18 protein-coding genes are annotated in these 22,896 nt (G+C 69.6%); 6 read left to right on the top strand and 12 right to left on the bottom strand.

The genetic code is table 11. The features are described from left to right. Positions 1–98 precede the first annotated feature (98 nt). The 7 genes from cbbX to MWN33_RS06220 all read right to left on the bottom strand — a co-directional run bounded on the left by cbbX (position 99) and on the right by MWN33_RS06220 (position 8,433). Positions 99–1,043: a CbbX protein gene (gene cbbX / locus MWN33_RS06250; protein WP_247199561.1), complete on the bottom strand. Its 945-nt coding sequence runs from the start codon at positions 1,041–1,043 to the stop codon at positions 99–101. Between the two features lie 197 nt (positions 1,044–1,240). Continuing rightward, positions 1,241–1,660, bottom strand: coding sequence for a ribulose bisphosphate carboxylase small subunit (locus MWN33_RS06245; protein WP_247199560.1), 420 nt, complete (start codon positions 1,658–1,660; stop codon positions 1,241–1,243). Positions 1,661–1,843: 183 nt separating this feature from the next. Continuing rightward, on the bottom strand, positions 1,844–3,313 hold the full coding sequence (locus MWN33_RS06240; RefSeq protein WP_247199559.1) for a form I ribulose bisphosphate carboxylase large subunit: 1,470 nt from the start codon (positions 3,311–3,313) through the stop codon (positions 1,844–1,846). Positions 3,314–3,374: 61 nt separating this feature from the next. Next, a complete protein-coding gene (gene fba / locus MWN33_RS06235) occupies positions 3,375–4,460 on the bottom strand; it encodes a class II fructose-bisphosphate aldolase (protein ID WP_247199558.1) in 1,086 nt (361 codons plus the stop codon). 16 nt (positions 4,461–4,476) lie between these two features. Continuing rightward, positions 4,477–6,444, bottom strand: a complete 1,968-nt coding sequence (gene tkt, locus MWN33_RS06230; protein ID WP_247199802.1) for a transketolase — start codon at positions 6,442–6,444, stop codon at positions 4,477–4,479. Between the two features lie 74 nt (positions 6,445–6,518). Beyond that, the gene (locus tag MWN33_RS06225) at positions 6,519–7,394 is read right to left on the bottom strand and encodes a phosphoribulokinase (protein WP_247199557.1); all 876 of its coding nucleotides are present in this window, start codon (positions 7,392–7,394) and stop codon (positions 6,519–6,521) included. 13 nt (positions 7,395–7,407) lie between these two features. Then, positions 7,408–8,433, bottom strand: coding sequence for a class 1 fructose-bisphosphatase (locus MWN33_RS06220; protein ID WP_247199556.1), 1,026 nt, complete (start codon positions 8,431–8,433; stop codon positions 7,408–7,410). Between the two features lie 181 nt (positions 8,434–8,614). Here MWN33_RS06220 and MWN33_RS06215 point away from each other — a divergent pair, with 181 nt between their 5' ends. Beyond that, positions 8,615–9,595: a LysR family transcriptional regulator gene (locus MWN33_RS06215; RefSeq protein ID WP_247199555.1), complete on the top strand. Its 981-nt coding sequence runs from the start codon at positions 8,615–8,617 to the stop codon at positions 9,593–9,595. Between the two features lie 87 nt (positions 9,596–9,682). Here the strand turns inward: MWN33_RS06215 and MWN33_RS06210 are convergent, their stop codons facing one another. After that, entirely contained in the window at positions 9,683–10,690 is a 1,008-nt protein-coding gene (locus tag MWN33_RS06210; protein WP_247199554.1) for a DUF2778 domain-containing protein, read from the bottom strand. Between the two features lie 353 nt (positions 10,691–11,043). Between MWN33_RS06210 and MWN33_RS06205 the strand changes: the two genes are divergently transcribed. From MWN33_RS06205 to MWN33_RS06190, 4 genes are all read left to right on the top strand, one after another. Beyond that, entirely contained in the window at positions 11,044–12,933 is a 1,890-nt protein-coding gene (locus MWN33_RS06205; RefSeq protein ID WP_247199553.1) for a heavy metal translocating P-type ATPase, read from the top strand. A 147-nt stretch (positions 12,934–13,080) separates the two neighbouring features. After that, complete coding sequence (locus tag MWN33_RS06200; RefSeq protein ID WP_247199552.1) at positions 13,081–13,497, top strand: Hsp20/alpha crystallin family protein; 417 nt, start codon at positions 13,081–13,083, stop codon at positions 13,495–13,497. A gap of 16 nt (positions 13,498–13,513) precedes the next feature. After that, on the top strand, positions 13,514–15,943 hold the full coding sequence (gene lon, locus MWN33_RS06195) for an endopeptidase La (protein WP_247199551.1): 2,430 nt from the start codon (positions 13,514–13,516) through the stop codon (positions 15,941–15,943). A gap of 150 nt (positions 15,944–16,093) precedes the next feature. Beyond that, complete coding sequence (locus MWN33_RS06190) at positions 16,094–17,527, top strand: phospholipase D-like domain-containing protein (protein WP_247199550.1); 1,434 nt, start codon at positions 16,094–16,096, stop codon at positions 17,525–17,527. Between the two features lie 638 nt (positions 17,528–18,165). On the opposite strand, the gene MWN33_RS06185 is transcribed toward MWN33_RS06190, so the two are convergent. After that, positions 18,166–19,197, bottom strand: a complete 1,032-nt coding sequence (locus tag MWN33_RS06185; protein WP_247199549.1) for a glutamine synthetase beta-grasp domain-containing protein — start codon at positions 19,195–19,197, stop codon at positions 18,166–18,168. A 462-nt stretch (positions 19,198–19,659) separates the two neighbouring features. Here MWN33_RS06185 and MWN33_RS06180 point away from each other — a divergent pair, with 462 nt between their 5' ends. Then, a complete protein-coding gene (locus tag MWN33_RS06180) occupies positions 19,660–19,845 on the top strand; it encodes a DUF2735 domain-containing protein (RefSeq protein ID WP_247199548.1) in 186 nt (61 codons plus the stop codon). A gap of 131 nt (positions 19,846–19,976) precedes the next feature. On the opposite strand, the gene MWN33_RS06175 is transcribed toward MWN33_RS06180, so the two are convergent. From MWN33_RS06175 to MWN33_RS06165, 3 genes are all read right to left on the bottom strand, one after another. Beyond that, the gene (locus MWN33_RS06175; protein WP_247199547.1) at positions 19,977–20,903 is read right to left on the bottom strand and encodes a glutaminase; all 927 of its coding nucleotides are present in this window, start codon (positions 20,901–20,903) and stop codon (positions 19,977–19,979) included. Positions 20,904–21,002: 99 nt separating this feature from the next. Beyond that, a complete protein-coding gene (locus MWN33_RS06170; protein ID WP_247199546.1) occupies positions 21,003–22,367 on the bottom strand; it encodes an APC family permease in 1,365 nt (454 codons plus the stop codon). A gap of 112 nt (positions 22,368–22,479) precedes the next feature. Then, positions 22,480–22,896: a DUF6691 family protein gene (locus tag MWN33_RS06165; RefSeq protein ID WP_247199545.1), complete on the bottom strand. Its 417-nt coding sequence runs from the start codon at positions 22,894–22,896 to the stop codon at positions 22,480–22,482.

The following is a 22,896-nucleotide window of genomic DNA, read 5'->3' as shown; positions in this document are numbered from 1 at the left end:
TCGTCTCTCCCGTCATCCCGGCCGAGTGAAGCGCGAGCCGGGATCATCATGAAGTGGGTCGCGCACCCGGATCGGCCTGCGGCCATCCGGTATGACGGTCAGGTGCTGAGCGGCGGATAGCTGTCGATGCCGCCGGAGAAGACCCGGCTGGCGAGGATGTCCGCCGCTTCCAGCGTCACCAGATCGTCCGCCGTCACCGGCCGGGCGCTGGCGAACAGGCGGTTGGCCTGCCGAAGTCGGGCGCGGTCGAGCGCGTTGCGGATCGAGCGGCCATTGGCGAAATGGGGCTGGCGCATGCGCAGCCCGACATAGCCGTGGAACGCCTCCTGCGCCTCCGGGCTGAGCTTGTAGTTCATGGTCTCCAGAATGCGCCCGCCGATCGCCTCCAGCTCGTCGCCGGTATAGTCGGGGAAGTCGATATGGTGGGCGACGCGCGAGCGGAAGCCGGGATTGGCGGTGAAGAAGCGCTCCATGCGGTCGGCATAGCCGGCGAGGATGACGACGAGATCGTCGCGCTGGTTCTCCATCACCTGCAGCAATATCTCGATGGCCTCCTGCCCGTAGTCGCGTTCGTTCTCCGGGCGGTAGAGGTAATAGGCCTCGTCGATGAACAGCACGCCGCCCATCGCCTTCTTGAGGATTTCCTTGGTCTTGGGCGCGGTGTGGCCGATGTACTGGCCGACCAGATCGTCGCGGGTGACGGTGACGAGATGGCCTTTGCGGACATAGCCGAGCCGGTGGAGTATCTCCGCCATGCGCAGCGCCACCGTGGTCTTGCCGGTGCCGGGGTTGCCGGTGAAGCTCATATGCAAGGTGGGGCTCACCGCCTGCAGGCCGAAATGCGCGCGGGCGCGGTCCACAAGCAGCAGCGCGCCGATCTCGCGCAGGCGCTGCTTGACCGGCACCAGGCCGACCAGCTCGCGGTCGAGCTGCTCCAGCACCTCGGCGAGGCCGCTGGAGACGAATTCGGCGCCGAGGTCGATGGCGCCACGCCGCTCGGCCGTCTCGTCGAGGGCGGGCGGGTTGTCGGTGATGGCGTCCATGGCAACCTCCATTGGCCCAAGGCAGAGAAGAAAAAGGGGACCGATGCCGGGCGCGGCATTCCGGCATCGGTCCCTCGCGGTCGGGGAGGAAACCGAACGACCGCGGTTCTCCGTCGGGGGAGTAGAGGGAGACCGACGGATCAGGCGGCGTCTTCCGCGCGAGAAGCGCTCGTCGCGCGGAAGACGCTCAGGGGAGCTCAGTAGCGCGCGCCTTCCGGGCGGTTGGCCGCATAGGCGCGCGTGGTGTAGCGGATCGCCCGGCCGTCCACCTCCTGGCGCTCCAGCGCGAAGCCGGGCTCCTCGTCGGGACGGTCGGTGATGAAGGAGAGGCGCAGCGATTCCCACGTATGGGTGGAATCGAAGGCGCTGAGGCGGATGTAGTGCCGGCCCTTATAGGTCTTGCGGCACTCGTTCAGCTCGAACATCACGCCGGCGGCGTCCGGCACGTCGAACATGGGCTGGCCCCACAGCTCCCAATAGGTGTTGCGCGGGTGCGGGTCGTCGGTGAACTCGATGTTCACCGACCAGCCCTTGTCGATGCAGTACTGGACCTGCCGGGCGATCTGTTCGTCGGTGAGGTCCGGCAGGAAGGAGAAGGCTCCCTGGGTCAGGCGCATGGTGGTGTCCTCGTTTGCGTGCCCCGGACAAGCGGCGCGCAGCGCCGTGCCGATCCGGGGCCCAGGAAAAAGTCGCGAAGCGTCATGACTCTCGGCAAAAGGCAGTGGCGCCTTCGGCCGGTTCTTGTGCTGGGTCCCGGATCGGCGCTTCGCGTTCCGCTCCGCTTGTCCGGGAAACAGCGATCACTCCGCCGCGGTGGCCTGCGGCACGAAGTCGGGCGTGTCGGTGGAGCTGTAGTTGAAGGTCACGTCCTTCCACGTCTCCAGCGCCTGCTTGAGCGGCAGGCAGTGGCGGGCGGCGGCCTTCAGGATCTCCGGCCCCTCATAGACGATGTCGCGACCCTCGTTGCGGGCGAAGATCATCGCCTCCAGCGCCACGCGGTTGGCCGTCGCGCCGGCCTGGATGCCCATCGGATGGCCGATGGTGCCGCCGCCGAACTGCAGCACCACATCCTCGCCGAGCAGGTCGATGAGCTGGTGCATCTGGCCGGCATGGATGCCGCCCGATGCCACCGGCATCAGCTTGCGGGTCGAGGCCCAGGGCTGGTCGAAGAAGATGCCGTGGGCGAGGTTCTGCGGCACGAAATCCTCGCGGCAGAGGTCGTAATAGCCCTTGGTGGTGTGAGGGTCGCCCTCCAGCTTGCCCACCACCGTGCCGGCATGGATGTGGTCGACGCCGGCGAGGCGCATCCACTTGGTGATGACGCGGAAGGAGACGCCGTGGCTCTTCTGGCGCGTATAGGTGGAGTGACCGGCGCGGTGGAGGTGCAGGATCATGTCGTTGCGCCGCGCCCACTTCGCCATGGACTGGATGGCGGTATAGCCAATGATCAGGTCGATCATCACGATGGACGAGCCCAGGCTCTTGGCGAACTCGGCGCGCTCGTACATGTCCTCCATGGTGGCGGCGGTGACGTTGAGATAGGTGCCCTTCACCTCGCCGGTGCCGGCCTGCGCCTTGTTCACCGCCTCCATGCAGTAGAGGAAGCGGTCGCGCCAGTGCATGAAGGGCTGCGAGTTGATGTTCTCGTCGTCCTTGGTGAAATCCAGCCCGCCCTTCAGCGCCTCATAGACCACGCGGCCATAGTTGCGGCCGGACAGGCCGAGCTTGGGCTTCACCGTGGCGCCGAGCAGCGGGCGGCCGAACTTGTCGAGCCGCTCGCGCTCCACCACGATGCCGGTGGCCGGCCCGTCGAAGGTCTTGATGTAGGCGACCGGCATCCGCATGTCTTCGAGCCGCAGCGCCTTCAGAGGCTTGAAGCCGAACACGTTGCCGATGATCGAGGCGGAGAGGTTGGCGATGGAGCCCGGCTCGAACAGGTCGAGGTCATAGGCGATATAGGCGAACCACGAGCCAGGCGTGTTCGGCACCGGATCGACCCGGTAGCACTTGGCGCGGTACTTGTCGCAGGCGGTCAGCCGGTCGGTCCACACCACGGTCCAGGTCGCGGTGGAGCTCTCGCCCGCCACCGCCGCCGCCGCCTCCACCTCGTCGACGCCGTCCTGCGGGGTGATGCGGAACAGGGCGATGACGTCCGTGTCCTTCGGCTCGTAGTCGGGCTGCCAGTAGCCCATCTTGCGGTATTCCATCACGCCGGCGCTGTAGCGGCTGCGCGGCTTGTCGGCGGCGACTGTCTTGTCGATGGCGTTCATCGCTCGTCTCCTGTGCGTTCCGTCGGCGCCGTCGGCGCGCGCGGGCTGTTTCCTGTCTGGTTCATTCCGCCGCGACGCGGGCGCCGCCGATCACCGGATCGAGCGCGCCGGCCGCGTAGCGCTTGGCCATCGCCGCCAGCGGAAGCACCTTGATGGACGAGGCATGGCCGGCGGTGCCGAACTGCTCGAAGCGCTCGCGGCAGAGGTCGCGCATCGCGTCCATGGCGGGCTTGAGGAATTTGCGCGGGTCGAACTCGGTCCGGTTGCCCTGCCCGACCTTGCGGAACTGCGCGGTCATGGCGAGGCGGCAGTCGGTGTCGATATTGACCTTGCGCACGCCGTGGCGGATGCCGCGCACGATCTCGTCGACCGGCACGCCCCAGGTCTGGGGCATCTCGCCGCCCGAGGCATTGAACAGGTCCTGCAGCGCCTGCGGCACCGAGGAGGAGCCGTGCATCACCAGATGCACGCCCGGCAGGCGGCGGTGGATCTCCTCGATCACATGCATGGCGAGGATATCGCCGTCCGGCTTGCGCGAGAATTTGTAGGCGCCGTGCGAGGTGCCCATGGCGATGGCGAGCGCGTCCACGCGGGTCGCCGCGACGAAGTCCACCGCCTGGTCGGGATCGGTGAGGAGCTGGTCGTGGCTGAGCTGGCCTTCCGCGCCGTGGCCGTCCTCCGGCTCGCCCGCGCCGTGTTCCAGCGAGCCGAGCACGCCGAGCTCGCCCTCCACCGATGCGCCGACCCAATGGGCGGCATCGACCACGCGGCGGGTGATGGCGACGTTGTAGGCGTAGTCCGCCGGAGTCTTGGCGTCCTCCTTCAAGGAGCCGTCCATCATCACCGAGGTGAAGCCGTGCTGGATGGCGGAGAGGCAGGTCGCCTCGTTGTTCCCGTGGTCCTGATGCATGCAGATCGGGATCGCCGGGTACATCTCGGTGAGCGCGTCGATCATGCGCGAGAGCATGATGTCGCCGGCATAGGAGCGCGCGCCCCGGCTCGCCTGCATGATGACGGGCGCATCGACGGCCTGCGCCGCCTCCATGATCGCGATGCCCTGCTCCATATTGTTGATGTTGAAGGCCGGCACGCCGTAATCGTGCTCGGCGGCGTGGTCGAGAAGCTGTCGAAGCGTGATGCGGGCCATTGGCTCTCCCTCCGGCTCAGGCGCAGGTCAGCAGGTCGCAGGCAGCGTCGACGACCGCCTCCGGGGTGATGTTGAAGTGCTCGTAGAGCGCGGGCGCGGGGGCCGAGGCGCCGAAGCCCTCCATGCCGACGAAGCGGCCGCGATCCCCGGTCCAGCGGTCCCAGCCGAGCCGGGCCGCCGCCTCGATGGCGACGCGCGGGGCGGTGCCCAGCACGGCGCGGCGGTATTCGTGGCTCTGGCGCTCGAACAGCTCCCAGCACGGCATTGAGACGACGGCCGCGTCGACCCCGCGTTCGGCAAGAAGGTCGGCCGCCTTGAAGGCGATCTCCACCTCCGAGCCGGTGGCCAGCAGCGTCACATCGCGCCGGCGGGCCGGCTTGCGGGCGACATAGGCGCCGTAGCCGACGAGGTTCTCCTCGGAAGGCTCGGTGCGGAAGGTCGGCAGGTTCTGCCGGGAGAGCGCCAGCACCGAGGGCGTGCCTTCCGCATGGAGGGCGAGTTGCCAGGCCTCCAGCGTCTCCACCGCGTCGGCGGGGCGGAACACATAGAGGTTCGGCGTCGCCCGCAACATGGCGAGGTGTTCCACCGGCTGATGGGTCGGCCCGTCCTCGCCCAGCCCGATGGAATCGTGGGTGAGCACGTAGATCACCCGCTGCCCCATCAGCGCCGAGAGCCGCATGGCACCGCGCGCATAGTCGGAGAAGACGAGGAAGGTGCCGCCATAGGGAATGGCGCCGCGATGCAAGGCGAGCCCGTTCATCACCGCCGCCATGGCGTGTTCGCGGATGCCGTAATGCAGGTAGCGGCCGGCATAGTTGCCGGGCGTCACCGAGACGAGCCCCTTGGTCAGGGTCAGGTTCGAATGGGTGAGATCGGCCGAGCCGCCGACCGTGAGGTCGGTCGCCGCGTTGATGACGGCAAGCGCCATCTCGGAGGCCTTGCGGGTGGCGATCTTCGGCGCGGTCTCGGCGAGCTCGCGCTTGAAGGCGGCGAGCTTCTCGTCGAAATCGGCCGGCAGTTCGCCCTCCATCGCCGCCTCGAAGGCGGCGCGCTGGCCGGAGGCGGCGAGCCGCTTCTCCCAGGCCTCGCGTGCCCTGCGGCCGCGCTCGGCGATGGTCGCCCAGCCCGCGCGCACGCCCTGCGGCACCTCGAAGGGCGGGTGGTTCCAGCCGAGGCTTTCGCGCGCGCCGGCAATCTCGTCCGGCCCGAGCGGGGCGCCGTGCACCGCTTCCGTGCCCGCCTTGGTCGGCGCGCCGAAGCCGATGGTGGTGCGGCAGGCGATCAGCGTCGGCCGGTCGCTGGCGCGGGCTTCGGCGATGGCGTCGATCAGCGCGTGAGGAGCGTGGCCGTCGACCCGCAGCACGTCCCAACCGGCCGCCCGGAAGCGGGCGAGCTGGTCGGTCGAGGTCGAGAGTGAGGTGCGCCCGTCGATGGAGATGCCGTTGTCGTCCCACAGCACGGTGAGGCGGGCGAGCTTCAGGTGCCCGGCGAGGTCGATGGCCTCGTGGCTGATGCCCTCCATCAGGCAGCCGTCGCCGGCGATCACCCAGGTGCGGTGGTCGACGAGGTCGTCGCCGAAGCGGGCATTGAGCATGCGCTCGGCGAGCGCCATGCCGACCGCCGTGGTGAGGCCCTGGCCAAGCGGGCCGGTGGTGGTCTCCACCCCCAGCGTGTGGCCATGCTCGGGATGGCCGGCGGTGATGGCGCCGAGCTGGCGGAAGCTCTTGAGCTGGTCGACGCCCATGTCGGCATAGCCGAGCAGATGGTTGATGGCGTAGAGCAGCATCGAGCCGTGGCCGGCCGAGAGGATGAAGCGGTCGCGGTCCGGCCAGTCGGGCCGGCTCGGATCGAGCGTCACGAAGCGCGAGAACAGGGCGGTCGCAACGTCCGCCATGCCCATCGGCATGCCGGGATGGCCGGACCTGGCGGCCTCCACCGCGTCCATCGCGAGGGCGCGCAGCGCGTTCGCCATGTCCTGTGCCATGTCCTCGTGGGGGAGACCGGCGGGGTGCGGGCGCAGCGCCGCGTTGTTGCTGGTGAGCATGCTGTCCTCCCGGTTCACGCGGCGCGCCGCTTCTTCTCGACGAGGTTGAGGATCATCGGCGTGAGGATGAGCTGCATCGCGATGTCGAGCTTGCCGCCGGGGATCACGATGGAATTGGCGCGGCTCATCCAGCTCCCGGAAATCATCGAGAGCAGGTAGGGGAAGTCGATTCCGCGCGGGCTCTTGAAGCGGATGACGACGATGGATTCGTCCGCCGTCGGGATCCACCGGGCGATGAACGGATTCGAGGTATCGACCGTCGGCACGCGCTGGAAGTTGATGTCGGTGTGGGTGAACTGCGGGCAGATGTAGTTCACGTAGTCCGGCATGCGGCGCAGGATGGTGTCGGTCACCGCCTCGGTGGAATAGCCGCGATGCGAGCGGTCGCGGTGGATCTTCTGGATCCATTCGAGGTTGATCACCGGCACCACGCCGATCTTGAGGTCGGCGTAGCGGGCGACGTCGATGTTGCCGCTCACCACCGCGCCGTGCAGACCCTCGTAGAACAGCAGGTCGGTCGGCGTGGGGATCGGCTCCCAGGCCGTGAAAGTCCCCGGCGGGCCGCCGTATTCGGCGGCCTCCTTGTCGTCATGGACATAGTGGCGGAACTGGCCGGTGCCGGTCTGGGCGTAGGAGCGGAAGGTCTCCTCCAGTTCCTCGAACAGGTTCGAATCCGGCCCGAAATGGCTGTAGTGGTTGTTCCCGCGCGCCGCCTCCTCGGCCATGACGCGCTTCATCTCGGCACGGTCGTAGCGGTGATAGGCGTCGCCCTCGATATAGGCGGCGGCGACGTCCTCGCGGCGGAAGATCTGCTCGAAGATGCGCCGCACCGAAGTGGTACCCGCGCCCGACGAGCCGGTGACGGAGATGATGGGGTGATGGATCGACATGGCTCCTCTCCCCTCAGGCGCGCAGCAGGCCGCGCCGGCCGAACAGCGGCGAGCGCTCCGGCATGGCGGCGGAACCGACGTGGTAGCGGGCGATGCGCTCGACTTCGGCGCGCGAGCCGAAGACCAGCGGCACGCGCTGGTGCAGATGGCTCGGCACCAGGTCGAGGATGGGCTGGATTCCGTCGGTGGCGGCGCCCTGTGCCTGTTCGATCAGGAAGGCGACGGGATTGGCCTCGTAGACGAGACGCAGCCGGCCCTGCGCATAGCCCCGGCGCGCGTCGCCGGGATAGAGATAGACCCCGCCGCGCACGAGAATGCGGTAGACGTCGGCCACCATGGAGGCGACCCAGCGGGTGTTGAAATCCTTGCCGCGCGGGCCGTCGGTGCCGGCCTGGCAATCCTCGACATAGGAACGGATGGCGCCGTCCCAGTGGCGCAGGTTGGAGCCGTTGACGGCGTATTCCACCGTCTCCGGCACCACGAAGGCGCGCTCCTGCGCCAGCAGGAACTCGCCGCTCGCGCGCTCCAGGATGAAGATCTGCGTGCCGACGCCCACAGTGAGCACCAGCGCGACCTGCGGCCCGTAGAGCAGGAAGCCGGCGGCGAGTTGTGCCGAACCGGGCTGCAGCAGCGAGTCGGGGCCGCCATAGGGCAGGATCGAGAAGATCGTGCCGACGCTCATATTGGTGTCGATGTTGGACGAGCCGTCCAGCGGATCGACCGCCACCGCGAGCGTACCGGCGGGATCGAGCGCGATGGCCTCCTCGGCCTCCTCGGAGCCGAGAAGCGCGACCGGCGCGGCGGCCAATGCCTCGCGCACGAGGTCGTCGGCGATGACGTCGAGTTCCTTCTGGCTGTCGCCATCCGCGTGGTGGCCGCGCACGGCGGCCAGCGTGCCGGCCAGCGGCCCGGCGGCCAGAAGCTCTGAAATCCTGATGCCGGCACCGGCGAGCGCGAGCACGGCGCTGGCGACGTCGCGGCGCAAATCATCCGCCAGGGACCACCTGTCGAGGTGGCCCTGCAAGGTCGGGCGTGTCATTGGCGTTTCCCCAATTATGGCGTGGGCTTGTGCCCGCTGGCGTGTCGTTTCCGTGAGCCTTCGAGCGGGGAACCCGAAGCGGCGGACGCCTTTTGTTGATGGCAGACTGCACGAATTGCCGGCGTAAGGAAATTCGAATAATCTTACCTTCATGTTCAATTAGACTGAAACGTAATGTTCCATGCGTAATGCCACGCTCAAGCAGCTGCGCGCCGTCGCCGCCATCGTCGAGACCGGCAGCGTCACCGCCGCCGCCCGCCGGCTGAACGTCACCCCGCCGGCGGTGACCATGCAGGTGCAGCAGCTCGAACAGCATCTCGGCCTGCCGCTGCTCGACCGCGCGGGCGAGCGCTTCCAGCCGAGTGCGGCGGGGCGCGAGGTGCTTGCCGCCATTGCCCGCATCGAGCTGGCGCTGGCCGATTGCAGCGCCGCGCTCGATTCGATGAAAGGGCTACGCTCGGGCAGGGTCTCGGTGGGGCTCGTCTCGACGGCGAAGTATTTCGTGCCCGCCGCGCTCGGCTCCTTCACCCGCGCCCATCCCGGCATCGACGTCGTGCTCACCGTGGGCAACCGCGAGGAGATCATCGCGGGCCTGCGCGCCGACGCCATCGACGTCGCCATCATGGGCCGCCCGCCGCTCGACATGGAGGTCGACAAGGCGCTGATCGGCGACCATCCCCACGTGCTGATCGCGCCCGCCGACCATCCCCTGCTCGGGCGGCGCATCCCGCCCTCGGCGCTGGCGGGGGCCACCTTCATGTCGCGCGAGCCGGGCTCGGGCACGCGGGGGCTGATGGAGCGCTTCTTCCAGCAGTCCGGCATCGACCCGCGCATCGGCATGGAGATCGATTCGAACGAGACCATCAAGCAGGCGGTGATGGCGGGGCTGGGCCTCGCCTTCATCTCCGCCCACACCATCGCGGCGGAGGTCGCCGACGGGCGGCTCGCCGTGCTGGACGTCGAGGGGCTGCCGGAGGTGCGGCAATGGTTCGTGGTCAAGCGCAGCGCCAAGCGCCTGACGCCGCCGGCCGCCGCGCTGACCGAGTTCCTGTCGCGGCGCGGCCCCGAATTCCTGCCCGACACGCTGCACATGCCGGGCGTCGCGCAGGCCGGGGTACGACAGCCGCGTGAGGTGAAGGCGGGCGAAGACGGGGCCGGCTGAAGAACCGACCGCCCGCCAATGGTCGGCCCTCGCCGGGGGGCAGGCCGCTGACGGTCCGTTCGCGCTGACAGCCGTTTCGGCCGGGAATCAGTTCTTCTTGTTGCCGGTCAGCCAGGACAGCAGCGGGTTGGCCGGCTCGGCGGACTTCGGCATCGCTTCCACCACGACCACCTCGTCGATCTCGCCCTTCTTGAAGGACTTGAGGAAGGCGTCGTAGTCGGCGAGCGAGATGCAGCCGTTGGAATCGCCGCGCGGGCCGAGAAGATAGGGGTGCAGCAGGAAGCCGTTGCGACCGTACATGGGCTGGTCGCCGACCGGCGTCATGCGCACCGCCTCGGTGCCGTGGAACAGCGCCTCGCGCATGCGCAGCTTGTAGCGGTTCGGCGGCGTGACGCCGTACATCTTCACGTGGACGTAGCGGATGTCGTCGAACTTGTCGCCATAGCCGGAATGCGCCTCCAGCTTCCTGCCATTCGGCAAATAGAGCTTCTTGGCGCGGATGTCGTAGACAGCGAAGCGGTCCTCGGCGGTGGGGTAGCGCAGCTCGTCCTTGGGCGCGGCCTGCTGTTCCGGCGCGACCTGCTCGGGCGCGTCGTCCTCCTCCATGGGCGGGGGCAGCGAGGCGAGCATCTGCGCCGAGGGCTTGCGCGGCGGCAGCGGGGCGAGGGTCAGCGAATCCTCGGGCTCCTCGCCCGGCATCACCCGGCCGGCGAAGAGCGGGTTGGCCACCGGCAGCGGCACCGCGCTCACCGTCTCCACCGTCGGCGGGACGGAGGGCGGCGGCACCGGAATGGCGGCCAGCACGGTGGGGCGCACGGGCATGATGGCGGGGCGGAACAGCCAGTCGTCGCCCTGCGCGATCTCGCCGGCGGGATGGAAATTGCGCACATCCGTGACGGAGCGCAGGGGCGGCGCCGAGGGTCCGTCCTCGACATGGCTGGCGACTTCGGGGGCGGCGGGAGCGAGGCGCAGCGCGGGATCGACGCGCGCGGCATCGGCCGGGGTCGGCAGCGACGCGTTCGATATCCAGGCCACCGCGACGGCGACGCCGACGAAGCTCACAGAGCCGATAAGGAACGATCCAATTAGCCGCATAGGCATCTCTGAACAGACGACCGGAACGGGCGGGAACCGCGATGCGGTCCCTTGCGCCGGCAACGGCCTTCGGTTGCATTCATCGTCAGCGCCCAAGCCCTTGTTCGCCGACGGCCCCCAAGCCAGATCGGTTAGTATTCCAGCTTAGGTAATATTTCATTAACGCCAACCCGACAACCCGATCCGGGTGCCCCCGTGGTGCGCGTTGCTACCGATGGCGCGCGGCGCGCCGGACGCAAACATCCGCGTTCGAGTCGCTGCGTATCATAGGCTTCCGGCGTGTCGCGTGACGTGCACATGCGACGACGCCGGCATGGCGGCGCGGGAGTGGGGGGCGGCAGTTGGGTGCGGTCATGCCTTCAGCGGCGAGTGCGGGAATCGGACGGGCATGGACAACCCTGCGGCGCGCGCTGCTGCCCGCCCTCGTCCTCGCACTGGCGGCCAGCGCCCTCGCCTATGCGGCAGGCCTGCCAGACGTCGCGGCACGGATCTGGACCGCCAGCACGCTCGCCATCCTTGCCGTGCTGCTCGTCACCATCGCCGGCCGCCTGCGGCGCGGCGAGTTCGGGCTCGATCTCATCGCCGTGCTCGCCATGGCCGGCGCGCTGGCCTTCGGGGAAAGTCTCGCCGGCGCCATCGTCGCGCTGATGTTCACCGGCGGCGAGGCGCTGGAAGCTTACGCCCGGCGCCGGGCCGCGCGCGAGATGACCGCCCTGCTCGGCCGCCTGCCGCGCAGCGCCACCCGGCGCGAAGGCGGACATCTGCACGAGGTGCCGCTCGACGCGCTTCTCCCCGGCGACGTGGTGCTGATCCGGCGCGGCGAGGTGGTGCCGGTCGACGGCCGGCTCGACAGCCCCGCCGCCGTGCTCGACCAGTCCGCGCTGACCGGCGAGCCGCTGCCCGCGCGCCGCGCGCGCGGCGACGAGATCATGAGCGGCTCCACCAATGCGGGCGATGCCTTCGACCTCGTGGCGACGCGCGCGGCGGCCGACAGCACCTATGCCGGCATCGTACGGCTGGTCAGAGCGGCGCAGGACTCGAAAGCGCCCATGGCGCGCCTGGCGGACCGCTTCGCCCTCGGCTTCCTCGGCGTGACGCTGGCGCTGGCCGGCCTCGCCTGGGCGGCGAGTGGGGAGGCGGTGCGCGCGCTCGCCGTGCTGGTGACCGCCACGCCCTGCCCGCTCATCCTCGCCGTGCCGGTGGCGATCATCTCCGGCATCTCGCGCTGCGCCCGCCACGGCGTGCTGGTGAAGGACGGCGGCGCGCTGGAGACGCTCGCCAAGGTGCGCACCGTGCTGCTCGACAAGACCGGCACGCTCACCGGCGGGCAGCCGCGCCTCGTCGGCATCCGCACGCGCGGCGACATGGCGGAGGACGAGCTGCTGCGCCTCGCCGCCTCGCTCGACCAGGGCTCCGCCCATGTGGTGGCGCAGGCGCTGGTCGCGGCGGCGGGCGAACGCGAACTGGCCCTCGAAGCGCCGGAGGAGGTTCACGAGGCGCCGGGCGCCGGCATTGGAGGTATGGTCGGGGGCCGGCAGGTGGCGCTCGGCGGTTGGGATTTCGTCGCCGCCGCGACGGGCGCCGCGCCCGACGACACGCTGGTCGGCTGGACGCTGCGGCCCGGCACGGTGGCGGTCGCGGTGGCGGTCGACGGCCGGCTGGCGGGCGCGCTGATGCTGGCCGACGAGGTGCGCAGTGAGGCCCGCGCGGTCCTCGACGGGCTGCGCGGCGCCGGCGTGCGCCGGCTCGTGCTGGCGACCGGCGACGAGGACGAGCGCGCCCATGCCGTCGCCGACGGGCTAGGCTTCGATGCCATCGCCAGCGAGCTGACCCCCGCCGACAAGACGGCCCAGGTGATCGCCGAACGCGGCAACGGCCCCGTTATGATGGTCGGCGACGGGGTGAACGACGCGCCGGCGCTTGCCGCCGCCGATATCGGCGTTGCCCTGGCCGCGCGCGGCTCGGCCGCCTCCTCGGAAGCCGCCAATGTCGTCATTCTCGTCGACCGGCTGGACCGGCTGATCGACGCCATGCGCATCGCCCGGCGCGCCCGGGCGGTCGCCCTGCAGAGCGTCTATGTCGGCGTCGGCCTGTCGCTCGCCGGCATGGTGGCGGCCGCCTTCGGCCTGCTGACGCCGGTCGAGGGAGCTCTGTTGCAGGAGCTCATCGACGTCGCCGCCATCCTGAACGCGCTCAGGGCGCTGTGGGAGCCGGGCGGAGGACGCACCGGGAAAATCCGCTAGAGCGTGGCTGCACGGGCCACTTTGCGCAGACGCCCGCTCCGCCCGGCGGTCGGGCTGGCGGTGCCTCTGGTGTTGCTTCCGGGAGACACCATATCAGCCTCGCGGTTCCAGACCCCCAGGGGAAAACGGGCCCGCCAGGAGATATTCATGAAGAAGACGGACCCCCGCCTGTGGATGTGGTCGGAAGCGCTCGAGACGCTGAGCCGCGCCGAGCGCATGCACCGGCAGATCTTCCAGCCGGCTGCGCGTCCCGGCGCCGGCGCGCGCCGCGCGCCCTGCTGGGAGCCGCCGGTGGACATGCTTGAGGACGAGCGCGAGCTTCTCGTGCTCGCCGCGCTGCCGGGCGTCGATCCCGAGCAGATCAGCGTTTCGATCCAGAACGGCGTGCTCGTCATCTCCGGCGAGCGCGTGCTGCCGCCGGAGCTGCGCCGCGCCACCATCCACCGCATGGAACTGCCGCAGGGCCGCTTCGAGCGCCAGCTCGCGCTGCCGCCCGGCCGCTACGACGTGACCCGCCCGCGCATGGTCAATGGCTGCCTCGCCATTGTGCTGCGCAAGGTTTGAGGAGGGGGAGAAAGACATGACACACCCCGGTTTCGAGAGATTCTCGCCCGTCCGCATGGCCGATGCCGGCGGAAGCGCCAATGGCAACGGCAATGGAACCACCGTCCCGGCCGATCAGATGATCGTGCTGCCGGTGCGCAATTTCGTGCTGTTCCCCGGCGTGGTGATGCCGCTCGCCATCGCGCGGCCGGCCTCCATCGCCGCCGCCCAGCAGGCGGTGCGCGAGGGGCGCCCCGTGGGCATCCTCATGCAGCGCGACGCGGGCGTCGAGGAGCCCGGCCCCACCGACCTGCACCGCATGGGCGTGATCGCCAATATTCTGCGCTACGTCACCGCGCCCGACGGCACGCACCATCTCGTGCTGCAGGGCGAGCAGCGCTTCCATGTCAGCGAGTTCGCCCGCGAGAAGCCGTTCCTCACCGCGCGGGCCAACCGCATCGAGGAGAGCGAGGAGCGCTCGTCCGAGATCGAGGCGCGCTTCGTCCATCTTCAGGGCCAGGCCAACGAGGTGATGGAGCTGCTGCCGCAGGTGCCGGCCGAGCTCGCCGCCGCCGTGCGCGGCTCCAATTCGCCCGCCGGCCTCGCCGATCTGGTAGCGGCCTATGCCGACATCTCGCCGGAGGAGAAGCAGGAGCTTCTGGAAACGGTCGACATCGCCGCGCGCATGACCAAGGTCTCGCGGCTGCTGGCGCACCGCATCGAGGTGCTGCGCCTGTCGCAGGAGATCGGCAAGCAGACCCGTGCCTCGCTGGACGAACGCCAGCGCGAGGTGCTGCTGCGCGAGCAGATGGCAGCGATCCAGAAGCAGCTCGGCGAGGATGACGGCAACAGCGCGGAAATCGCCGAGCTGGACAAGGCCATCACCGAGGCCGGCATGCCGGAGGATGTGGAGCAGATGGCCCGCAAGGAGCTGGGCCGGCTGCGCCGCATGCAGGACGCGAGCGCGGAATACGGCATGATCCGCACCTATCTCGACTGGCTGATCGCGCTGCCGTGGAAGCTGCCGGAGGAGAAGGCGATCGACATCGCCGAGGCGCGCCGGATTCTCGACGAGGACCATTTCGGCCTCGACAAGATCAAGCGCCGCATCGTCGAATATCTCGCCGTGCGCAAGCTGGCGCCCAACGGCAAGGCGCCGATCCTGTGCTTCGCCGGCCCCCCGGGCGTCGGCAAGACCTCGCTCGGCCAGTCCATCGCCCGCGCCATGGGCCGCAAGTTCGTGCGCGTGTCGCTCGGCGGCGTCCATGACGAGGCGGAGATCCGCGGCCACCGGCGCACCTATGTCGGCGCGCTGCCGGGCAACATCATCCAGGGCATCCGCAAGGCGGGCACCCGCGACTGCGTGATGATGCTGGACGAGATCGACAAGATGGGCTCCGGCATTCAGGGCGACCCGTCGGCGGCGATGCTGGAAGTGCTCGACCCCGAACAGAACGGCACGTTCCGGGACAATTATCTCGGGCTGCCCTTCGACCTGTCGCGCGTGGTGTTCATCGCCACCGCGAACATGCTCGACACCATACCGGGGCCGCTGCGCGACCGCATGGAGATCATCTCCCTGACCGGCTACACCGATCAGGAGAAGCTGCAGATCGCCAGGCGCTACCTCGTCCGCCGCCAGCTGGAGGCGAACGGCGTCACGCCCGAGCAGGTCGAGGTCGAGGATGCCGCGCTCGCCGCCATCATCCGCGCCTATACCAGGGAGGCCGGCGTGCGCAACCTCGAACGCGAGGTCGGCCGCGCCATCCGCCATGTCGCCGTCGACATCGCGGAAGGCAGCGCAAGCCATGTGCGCATCGGCGTCGACACGCTGCCAGAGCTGCTCGGCCCGCCGATCTTCGAGGACGAGGTGGGGCTGCGCGTCAGCGTCCCCGGCGTCGCGACCGGGCTTGCGTGGACTCCCGTCGGCGGCGACATCCTCTTCATCGAGGCGACACGCATTCCGGGCCGGGGCGGGCTGATCCTCACCGGCCAGCTCGGCGACGTGATGAAGGAGAGCGCGCAGGCGGCATGGAGCCTCGTCAAGAGCCGCGCCGTCGAGCTCGGCATCGACCCGGCGCTGTTCGCCACCAGCGACGTGCACGTGCACGTGCCGGCCGGCGCCACGCCCAAGGACGGGCCGAGCGCGGGCGTCGCCATGTTCACCGCCCTCGTCTCGCTGCTCACCGGCCGCACGGTGCGCAAGGACACGGCGATGACCGGCGAGATCTCTCTGCGCGGGCTGGTGCTGCCCGTCGGCGGCATCAAGGAGAAGGTGGTGGCGGCGGCGCGGGCGGGGCTGACCCGCGTGATGCTGCCGGCGCGCAACCGGCGCGACTATGAGGACATTCCTCAGGACGCACGGGACCGGCTGGAGTTCGTCTGGCTGGAGCGCGTCGACGAGGCCATCGCCAACGCGCTGGAGCCCGCCGAGGAAGAGCCGGCGCCGCTGAAGGCGGCAAGCTGATTGTGACAACCATGCCGCCCCGGAGCGATCCGGGGCGGCTTCTTCATGCCCGTCCGCACCGGCGCTCCGCCGGCGGACGAGGCAGAAGATGACCGCGCGCCGGATTCCGGCTAGAGACCCCAGCCGGTACCCGGTCACGGAACGGTGGCGATGGAGAGCTTCTGGGCGCATTACTGGCCGCATATCGTGCTCGTCACCAGCGGCACGGTCGGCATCGTGGCGGCCATCCACGCGGCGATGACCAAGGAGGACGTGCGCGCCGCCATCGGCTGGGTCGGCGTCATCCTGCTCTCGCCGCTGATCGGCGCCGGCCTCTATCTCGTGGCCGGCATCAACCGCATCCGCCAGAGCGCGGCCGGCCGCCGGCGCGCCAGCCAGGACCGGCGCCGCCACCATGAGCGCCCGCCCATCGCCATCGCGCTCTCGCCCAGCCTCTCCGCGATGAAGCGGCTCGGCGACCGGGTGGGCGCCTTCCCGCTGACCACCGGCAACGCCGTGCAGCTTCTCGACAGCGGCGACGAGGCCTATCCGCAGATGCTGGCCGCCATACGTGGGGCGAAGCGCCATGTGGCGCTCTCCAGCTACATCTTCGACAACGATCCCGTGGGCGTCGAATTCGCCGACGCGCTGATCGAGGCGCACCGGCGCGGCGTCGCCGTGCGGGTGCTGATCGACGCCATCGGCGCGCGCTATTCGCGCCCCTCCATCGTCGGTCGGCTGAAGGCAGGCGGGGTCGTCACCGACCTGTTCATGGGCAATCTCATCGGGCTGCGCCTGCCCTACGCCAATCTGCGCAGCCACCGGAAGATGCTGATCGTCGACGGCACGCTCGGCTTCACCGGCGGCATGAACATCCGCGCCCAGTTCACAAGCGCCCATGCCGGCGACGACCCCGCCCGCGACACCCATTTCCGCGTCGAGGGCCGGGCGGTCGAGCACCTGCTCACCGTGTTCAGCCAGGACTGGTCCTTCACCACCGACGAATTCCTCGACGGGCCGGCCTGGGCCGAGGCGCCGGAAGGCCCGCCCTGCGGCCCGGTGGCGGTGCGCGTGGTGCCCTCCGGCCCCGACCGCAACCTTGCCTGCGCGCACGGCATGATCATGGGCGCGCTGTCCATCGCGCAGAGCCGGGTGCGCATCTGCTCGCCCTATTTCCTGCCCGACCAGCAGCTTATCGGCGCGCTGGCGGTGGCCGGCCGGCGCGGCGTCGAGGTGGATATCGTCATCCCCTCGGCGAACAATCTGAAGCTGGTCGACTACGCCATGACCGCCCAGCTCGACCAGGTGCTGTCCGGCGACTGCCGGGTCTGGCGGGCGGGGGGCATGTTCGACCATTCCAAGCTGATGTCGGTGGACGGCTGCTGGGCCTATGCCGGCTCGTCCAATCTCGATCCGCGCAGCCTGCGGCTGAATTTCGAGCTCGATCTGGAGCTGTACGACCCGGCCATTGCGGGGGCCATCGAGGCGCGCATCGGCGCCATGGTCTCCGGCGGCCGGGCCGAGACGCTGGAGACGCTGGCCGCCCGCCCCTTCCCCGAGCGCCTGCGCAACCGCGCCATCTGGCTGGCCTCGCCCTATCTGTGAGCGGGGCGGCGGGACGGCCGCCCCAGGAGCCGCCACCGCGGCCTGCCCCGTGCCGCCGGTGCCGGCCCATACCCCGTCGTCATCCGGTTCCCATTGCGTCGTCATCCCGGACGGCCGCAGGCCGATCCGGGATCGTTCGCAGGCCGGGATCCCGGCGCGGGGCGGACGTCCGCGAGGGCCGCCATGCGTGACCGGGGCGCCGGTTCACGGCCTCGGCCCAAGAGCTTCGGCCGAAGCGTTTTCGCTGGGTCCCGGAGCGGCGTTCCGCCTGCGGCGTCACTTGTCCGGGACACCAAGCCCGGGCGCACCGCCGTTTCCCGGACAAGCTGCGCGCAGCGCGTCGCCGATCCGGGACCCAGCGCCAGACTCTTCGGCGATCCCGGCTCTCCGGCTCCGCCTCCGGCCGGGATGACGGCGTGACGGATCGGGCCGCGCGGCCATGGCCCGTCCCGTAGCCCTCTCCCCTCGCCCCGTCCCGTGGCGCCGCCTCGACGCGCGCCCCCAAAAACAAAAGCCAGCCCCGCTGCCTGTACGGGCGTGCGGGGCTGGCCTGGAGGAGACGAGGCCCGTCTCCGGGGCCGTCTCAGGAGGCTCGTGGCGGCGGGGCGGGCGGTGGCCCGGCCCCGGCCGCGTCATTCTCACGCCGCAGCGACAGCCTTGGTGTCGACTTCGGCGATGGTCTTCAGAACGCGCGAGGCGATGGCGTAGGGGTCGCCCTGGGAATTCGGGCGGCGATCCTCGAGATAGCCCTTGTAGTCGTTCTTGACGAAGGAGTGCGGCACGCGGATCGAGGCGCCGCGGTCAGCCACGCCGTAGGAGAACTTGTTCCACGGCGCCGTCTCGTGCTTGCCGGTCAGACGCTTGTCGTTGTCCGGGCCGTAGACGTCGATGTGCTCCTTCCAGTTCTTGCCGAACGCGGCCATCAGGGCCTCGAAATAGGCCTTGCCGCCCACCGTGCGCATATACTCGGTGGAGAAGTTGCAGTGCATGCCCGAGCCGTTCCAGTCGGTGTCGCCGAGCGGCTTGCAGTGGAACTCGATGTCCACGCCGTACTTCTCGGTCAGGCGGAGCAGCAGGTAGCGGGCGATCCACACCTCGTCGGCGGCCTTCTTGGAACCCTTGCCGAAGACCTGAAATTCCCACTGGCCCTTCGCGACTTCCGCGTTGATGCCTTCGTGGTTGATGCCGGCCTCGAGGCAGAGCTCAAGATGCTCCTCGACGATCTCGCGGGCGATGTCACCGACATTCTTGAAGCCGACGCCGGTGTAGTACGGGCCCTGCGGGGCGGGGTAGCCGTGCTCGGGGAAGCCGAGCGGGCGGCCGTCCTTGTAGAAGAAGTATTCCTGCTCGAAGCCGAACCAGGCGCCTTCGTCGTCCAGGATGGTGGCGCGGGCATTGGTCGGGTGCGGCGTGCCGTCGGGCAGCAGGACCTCGGACATGACCAGCACGCCGTTCTTGCGGGCCGGGTCGGGATAGACCGCGACGGGCTTCAGGATGCAGTCGGAGCTATGGCCTTCGGCCTGCTGGGTCGACGAACCGTCGAAGCCCCACAGCGGCAGATCCTCGAGCGTGGGGAAGTGGTCGAATTCCTTGATCTGCGTCTTGCCGCGCAGGTTCGGGGTCGGCTTGTAACCGTCGAGCCAAATATACTCGAGTTTGTACTTCGTCATTGCGTGTCTCTCATAGCTAAAGACCGGGCACCGAAGACCCCAGGTCGCATTGCCGGCCGCGCGAGGATGGTCGACCGCCTACGGCTGGAACCAATGGAAGCACGAGCCGTGCCAGATGGGCCGGAAGGGCGCGCCGCCGGCCTCCCGCACCGGCGAGAGCCACCCCGCACCGGCCCTGCGGGCCCCCGCGCAAGCCTCGCGAAAGCTGCGATTCGCATGATTTCCGCGCAGCTTGCCGGCGGCTGGTGACTTTTTAGCCACGCGTGCCGCGCAGCGTGCGACGAAACCGGCGGGCGGCAAGAGTCGTTATCCGGCAGGACCTTGCGGGCGGCTTTGGCGATGCACAAATTCTATGCTCATTGTGATCGTAAAATGTGCATCTTGCGCAAACGCCATGCAAAAGGTGTTATATAGAGATAAGGGCTGACGCAGGAACGCGCAGCCGGAAAGGAGAAACGTGCAATGAGTACCAATGTCCAGCGCGAGAGCGCCCAGATCGTCCAGTTCCCGGCCGGTGGCCGGGCCGGCCTCGCTGCCCGTCGCGCCGAGGCGCTTTCTTCCGAGAACCTCAAGGGCCTGCCCCGCCTCATCGTGGGAAGCTGGTATCATGAAGAGGCGATCAAGGAAGAAAGCGGGCCGAAGAACTGACGCCCGGCCCGGTCGATGACAATGCCCGGTGCCGTAAGTCGGTGTTCGACTGCCAGACGATTTACCCCCGCAAGAGGGCCGCGACACACCGTCCGGCCCTCTTGTCACATCCAGCGCCCCGCTCGGCGCCCCTAGCCGAAGATCGACCAGCCCAGCCGCCGGGTCAGTTCCTCCAGCGCGATGCGGCCCAGATGCGAGTTGCCGCTGGCGTCCAGCCCAGGCGACCATACCGCGATCGAGGCCCGGCCCGGCGCGACGGCGAGGATGCCGCCCCCCACCCCGCTCTTGCCCGGCAGGCCGACGCGATAGGCGAACTCGCCCGAGCCGTCATAATGCCCGCAGGTCAGCATGATGGCGTTGATGCGCCGCGCCCGCTCGGGCGAAACCACCGAGAAGCCGGTCGCCGGGTTGCGCCCGTTATGGGCGAGGAAGCGCCCGGCCATGGCGAGCTGGCGGCAGCTCATGGCGATGGCGCAGTGATGGAAATAGACGCCGAGCGTGTAGTCGACCGGGTTTTCCAGCACGCCGAACGACTTCATGTAGTTGGCGAGCGCCCGGTTGCGGAAGCCGGTGCGCTGCTCGGAGGCGGCCACCGCCTCGTCGATGCCGATCGCCGGGTCCTCGGCGAGGAACTGCAGGAAGCGCAGGATCTCACCCAGCGCCTCGCGCGGCTGGTGGCCGGAGAGGATGACGTCGGTCACCGCGATGGCGCCGGCATTGATGAAGGGGTTGCGCGGGATGCCGTGCTCGTTCTCAAGCTGGACGATGGAATTGAACGGGCTGCCCGAGGGCTCGCGCCCGACCCGCTTCCACAGGAGGTTGCCGATCTTGCCGAGCGCCAAAGTGAGGGTGAACACCTTCGAGATGCTCTGGATGGAGAAGGCCATGTCGGCGTCGCCGCCCACCACCACCTCGCCCTCCCCGCTCACCACGGCGATGCCGAAGCGGTTCGGATCGGCACGGGCAAGTTCGGGAATATAGGTCGCGACGTCGCCGCGGTCGGTGCGCGCGGCCATTTCCTCGGCGATTTCACGGACGATGCGGTCGAGATCGGGCACGGGCTCGCTTTCGGCGGTTGGCAACGGCACGCAGGTGCCACGGGGCGGCCCCCGCGTGCAACTCCCTGCCACTCGCCGCCTGCAAGCCCGATGCCGCGCCTACCGCGCCTCGCTGCGCCCGATCTGCGGCCGCAGCAGCAGGAGCCCGCCGCCCAGCACGATCCAGCCGACAACCAGATAGGGCCACAGGCTGTCGGGGAAGGCGGGCACCGGATAGACTGAATTGTAGAGCGGCCACAGCATGGCGAGCGTGCCGAGCATGCCCAGTGTCAGCCAGAGCCGGCTGCCCGCCCGCACCGCATGCACCGCCGCCGCCACCGTCACCCCGAGATAGGCGACGATGAGCGCCAGCACGCCGATGGTGCCGACCGCATCGTAATAATCGGTCGGCCCGACGAAGGGCGCCCAGGCGATGACGCCCGCCAGCATGGCGAGGGCGACGATGGCGACCGCCGTGGTCGGCGTGCCGTAGCCCGGATGCAGGCGCGCCATGGCCGGCGAGAGGCCCGCCCGGCCGAGCACGAACAGCATGCGCGCACCCGCCGACAGCGTGCCGAGCACGCAGGACAGCGCCGAGACGGCGGCCGCCAGATCCAGCGCCGTGGCGATGTGGACGTTGCCGTATTTCAGCGCCAGCGTGTTGAGCGGCGCTTCGCTCGCCGCCAGCGCCTTCATGTTGTCGAGGCCGAAGCCGATCACCTGGATGTAGGAGGCGAAGACGAAGAACAGCCCCGCCAGCACCACCGAGCCGAACAGCGCGAGGGGGATGGCGCGGCCGGGCTGGCCGGTCTCCTCCGCCAGCGTCGTCGCCGCCTCGAAGCCGGCGAAGGACAGCACCGCGAAGACGATGGCGTAGCCCACGCCCCACCATCCGACCGAGGGGTCGGGATGGAAGGGGGCGAGGCTCACCTCGCCCTGCGCCCCGGCGGCCATGAGGATGCGCACGCCGAGATAGATGATGACGGCGACGGAGGAGAGTTCCAGCGCCAGCATCAGCCGCGTGGCGAGGCCGACGTCGCGCCAGGCCAGCGCCGTGCCGGCCAGAAGCGCAAGCACGGCGACCGGCAGCCACCAGGCCCCCAGATGGATGCCGTGGTCGTCGAGCGCGGCGCTCAGGAAATCGCCGACCAGCGCCGCGCTGCCGGAGCCGCCGGCGACGTAGAGCAGCACCATGCACCAGCCGGCGATGAAGCCGGCGCGCGGCCCGAAGGTGCGCCCGATATAGGCATAGCCGGAGCCGGCGGTGGTCACGCGGCTGGCGAAGAAGATGAAGGAGAGGCCGACGAGGCCGACCACCAGCGTGCCAATGGCGAAGCCGAGAGGCGCGGCGATGCCGGCGGCCCCCACCGCCAGCGTCACGTTGAGCGCCATGCCCATGGTCGGCGCCATGACGGAGAGCGAGAGCCCGACCGCCTCCAGCGGCCCCAGCCTGCGCCGGAACCCCTCGCCACCCGCCTGCGCCATCCCCTGCTCCCCGTTCCCTCAGGGGTAGTTTAATGCCGCGTTGTTGGGCGCGGGCAATGTCGAAATTTGGTCCCTCTGCGCGGCGCGGCGCCGGAGGCCGCCGCCGGCCGGCTCAGCCCTTGCGCTCGGCCAGCAGGCGGGCACTCCACATGCCCGCCAGCATGGCCGGCACGAAGACCAGCGTGCCCGGCGCGCCGAGGCCGAGCGCGGTGAAGGCCGGGCCGGGGCAGAAGCCGCCGAGCCCCCAGCCGATGCCGAACAGCGCCGGGCCGACGATGAGCCGCGCGTCGATGTCCCGTCGCGTCGGCAGCTCGAAGCGCGGCGCCCGCAGGGGCGTATCGCGCGCCAGCACGAGGCGGAAGCCGACAAAGGCGACCAGCACCGCCCCGCCCATGACGAAAGCGAGCGAGGGATCGAAGGTGCCGGCGAGATCGAGGAAGTTCAGCACCTTGGCCGGATCGCTCATGCCGGAGACGACGAGCCCGACGCCGAACAACAGGCCGAGGGCCAGATTGACTGGGATTGCCAT

The organism is Ancylobacter koreensis (assembly GCF_023016525.1).
GTDB lineage: Bacteria > Pseudomonadota > Alphaproteobacteria > Rhizobiales > Xanthobacteraceae > Ancylobacter > Ancylobacter koreensis.
This window is presented reverse-complemented; position numbering and strand designations above follow the sequence as displayed.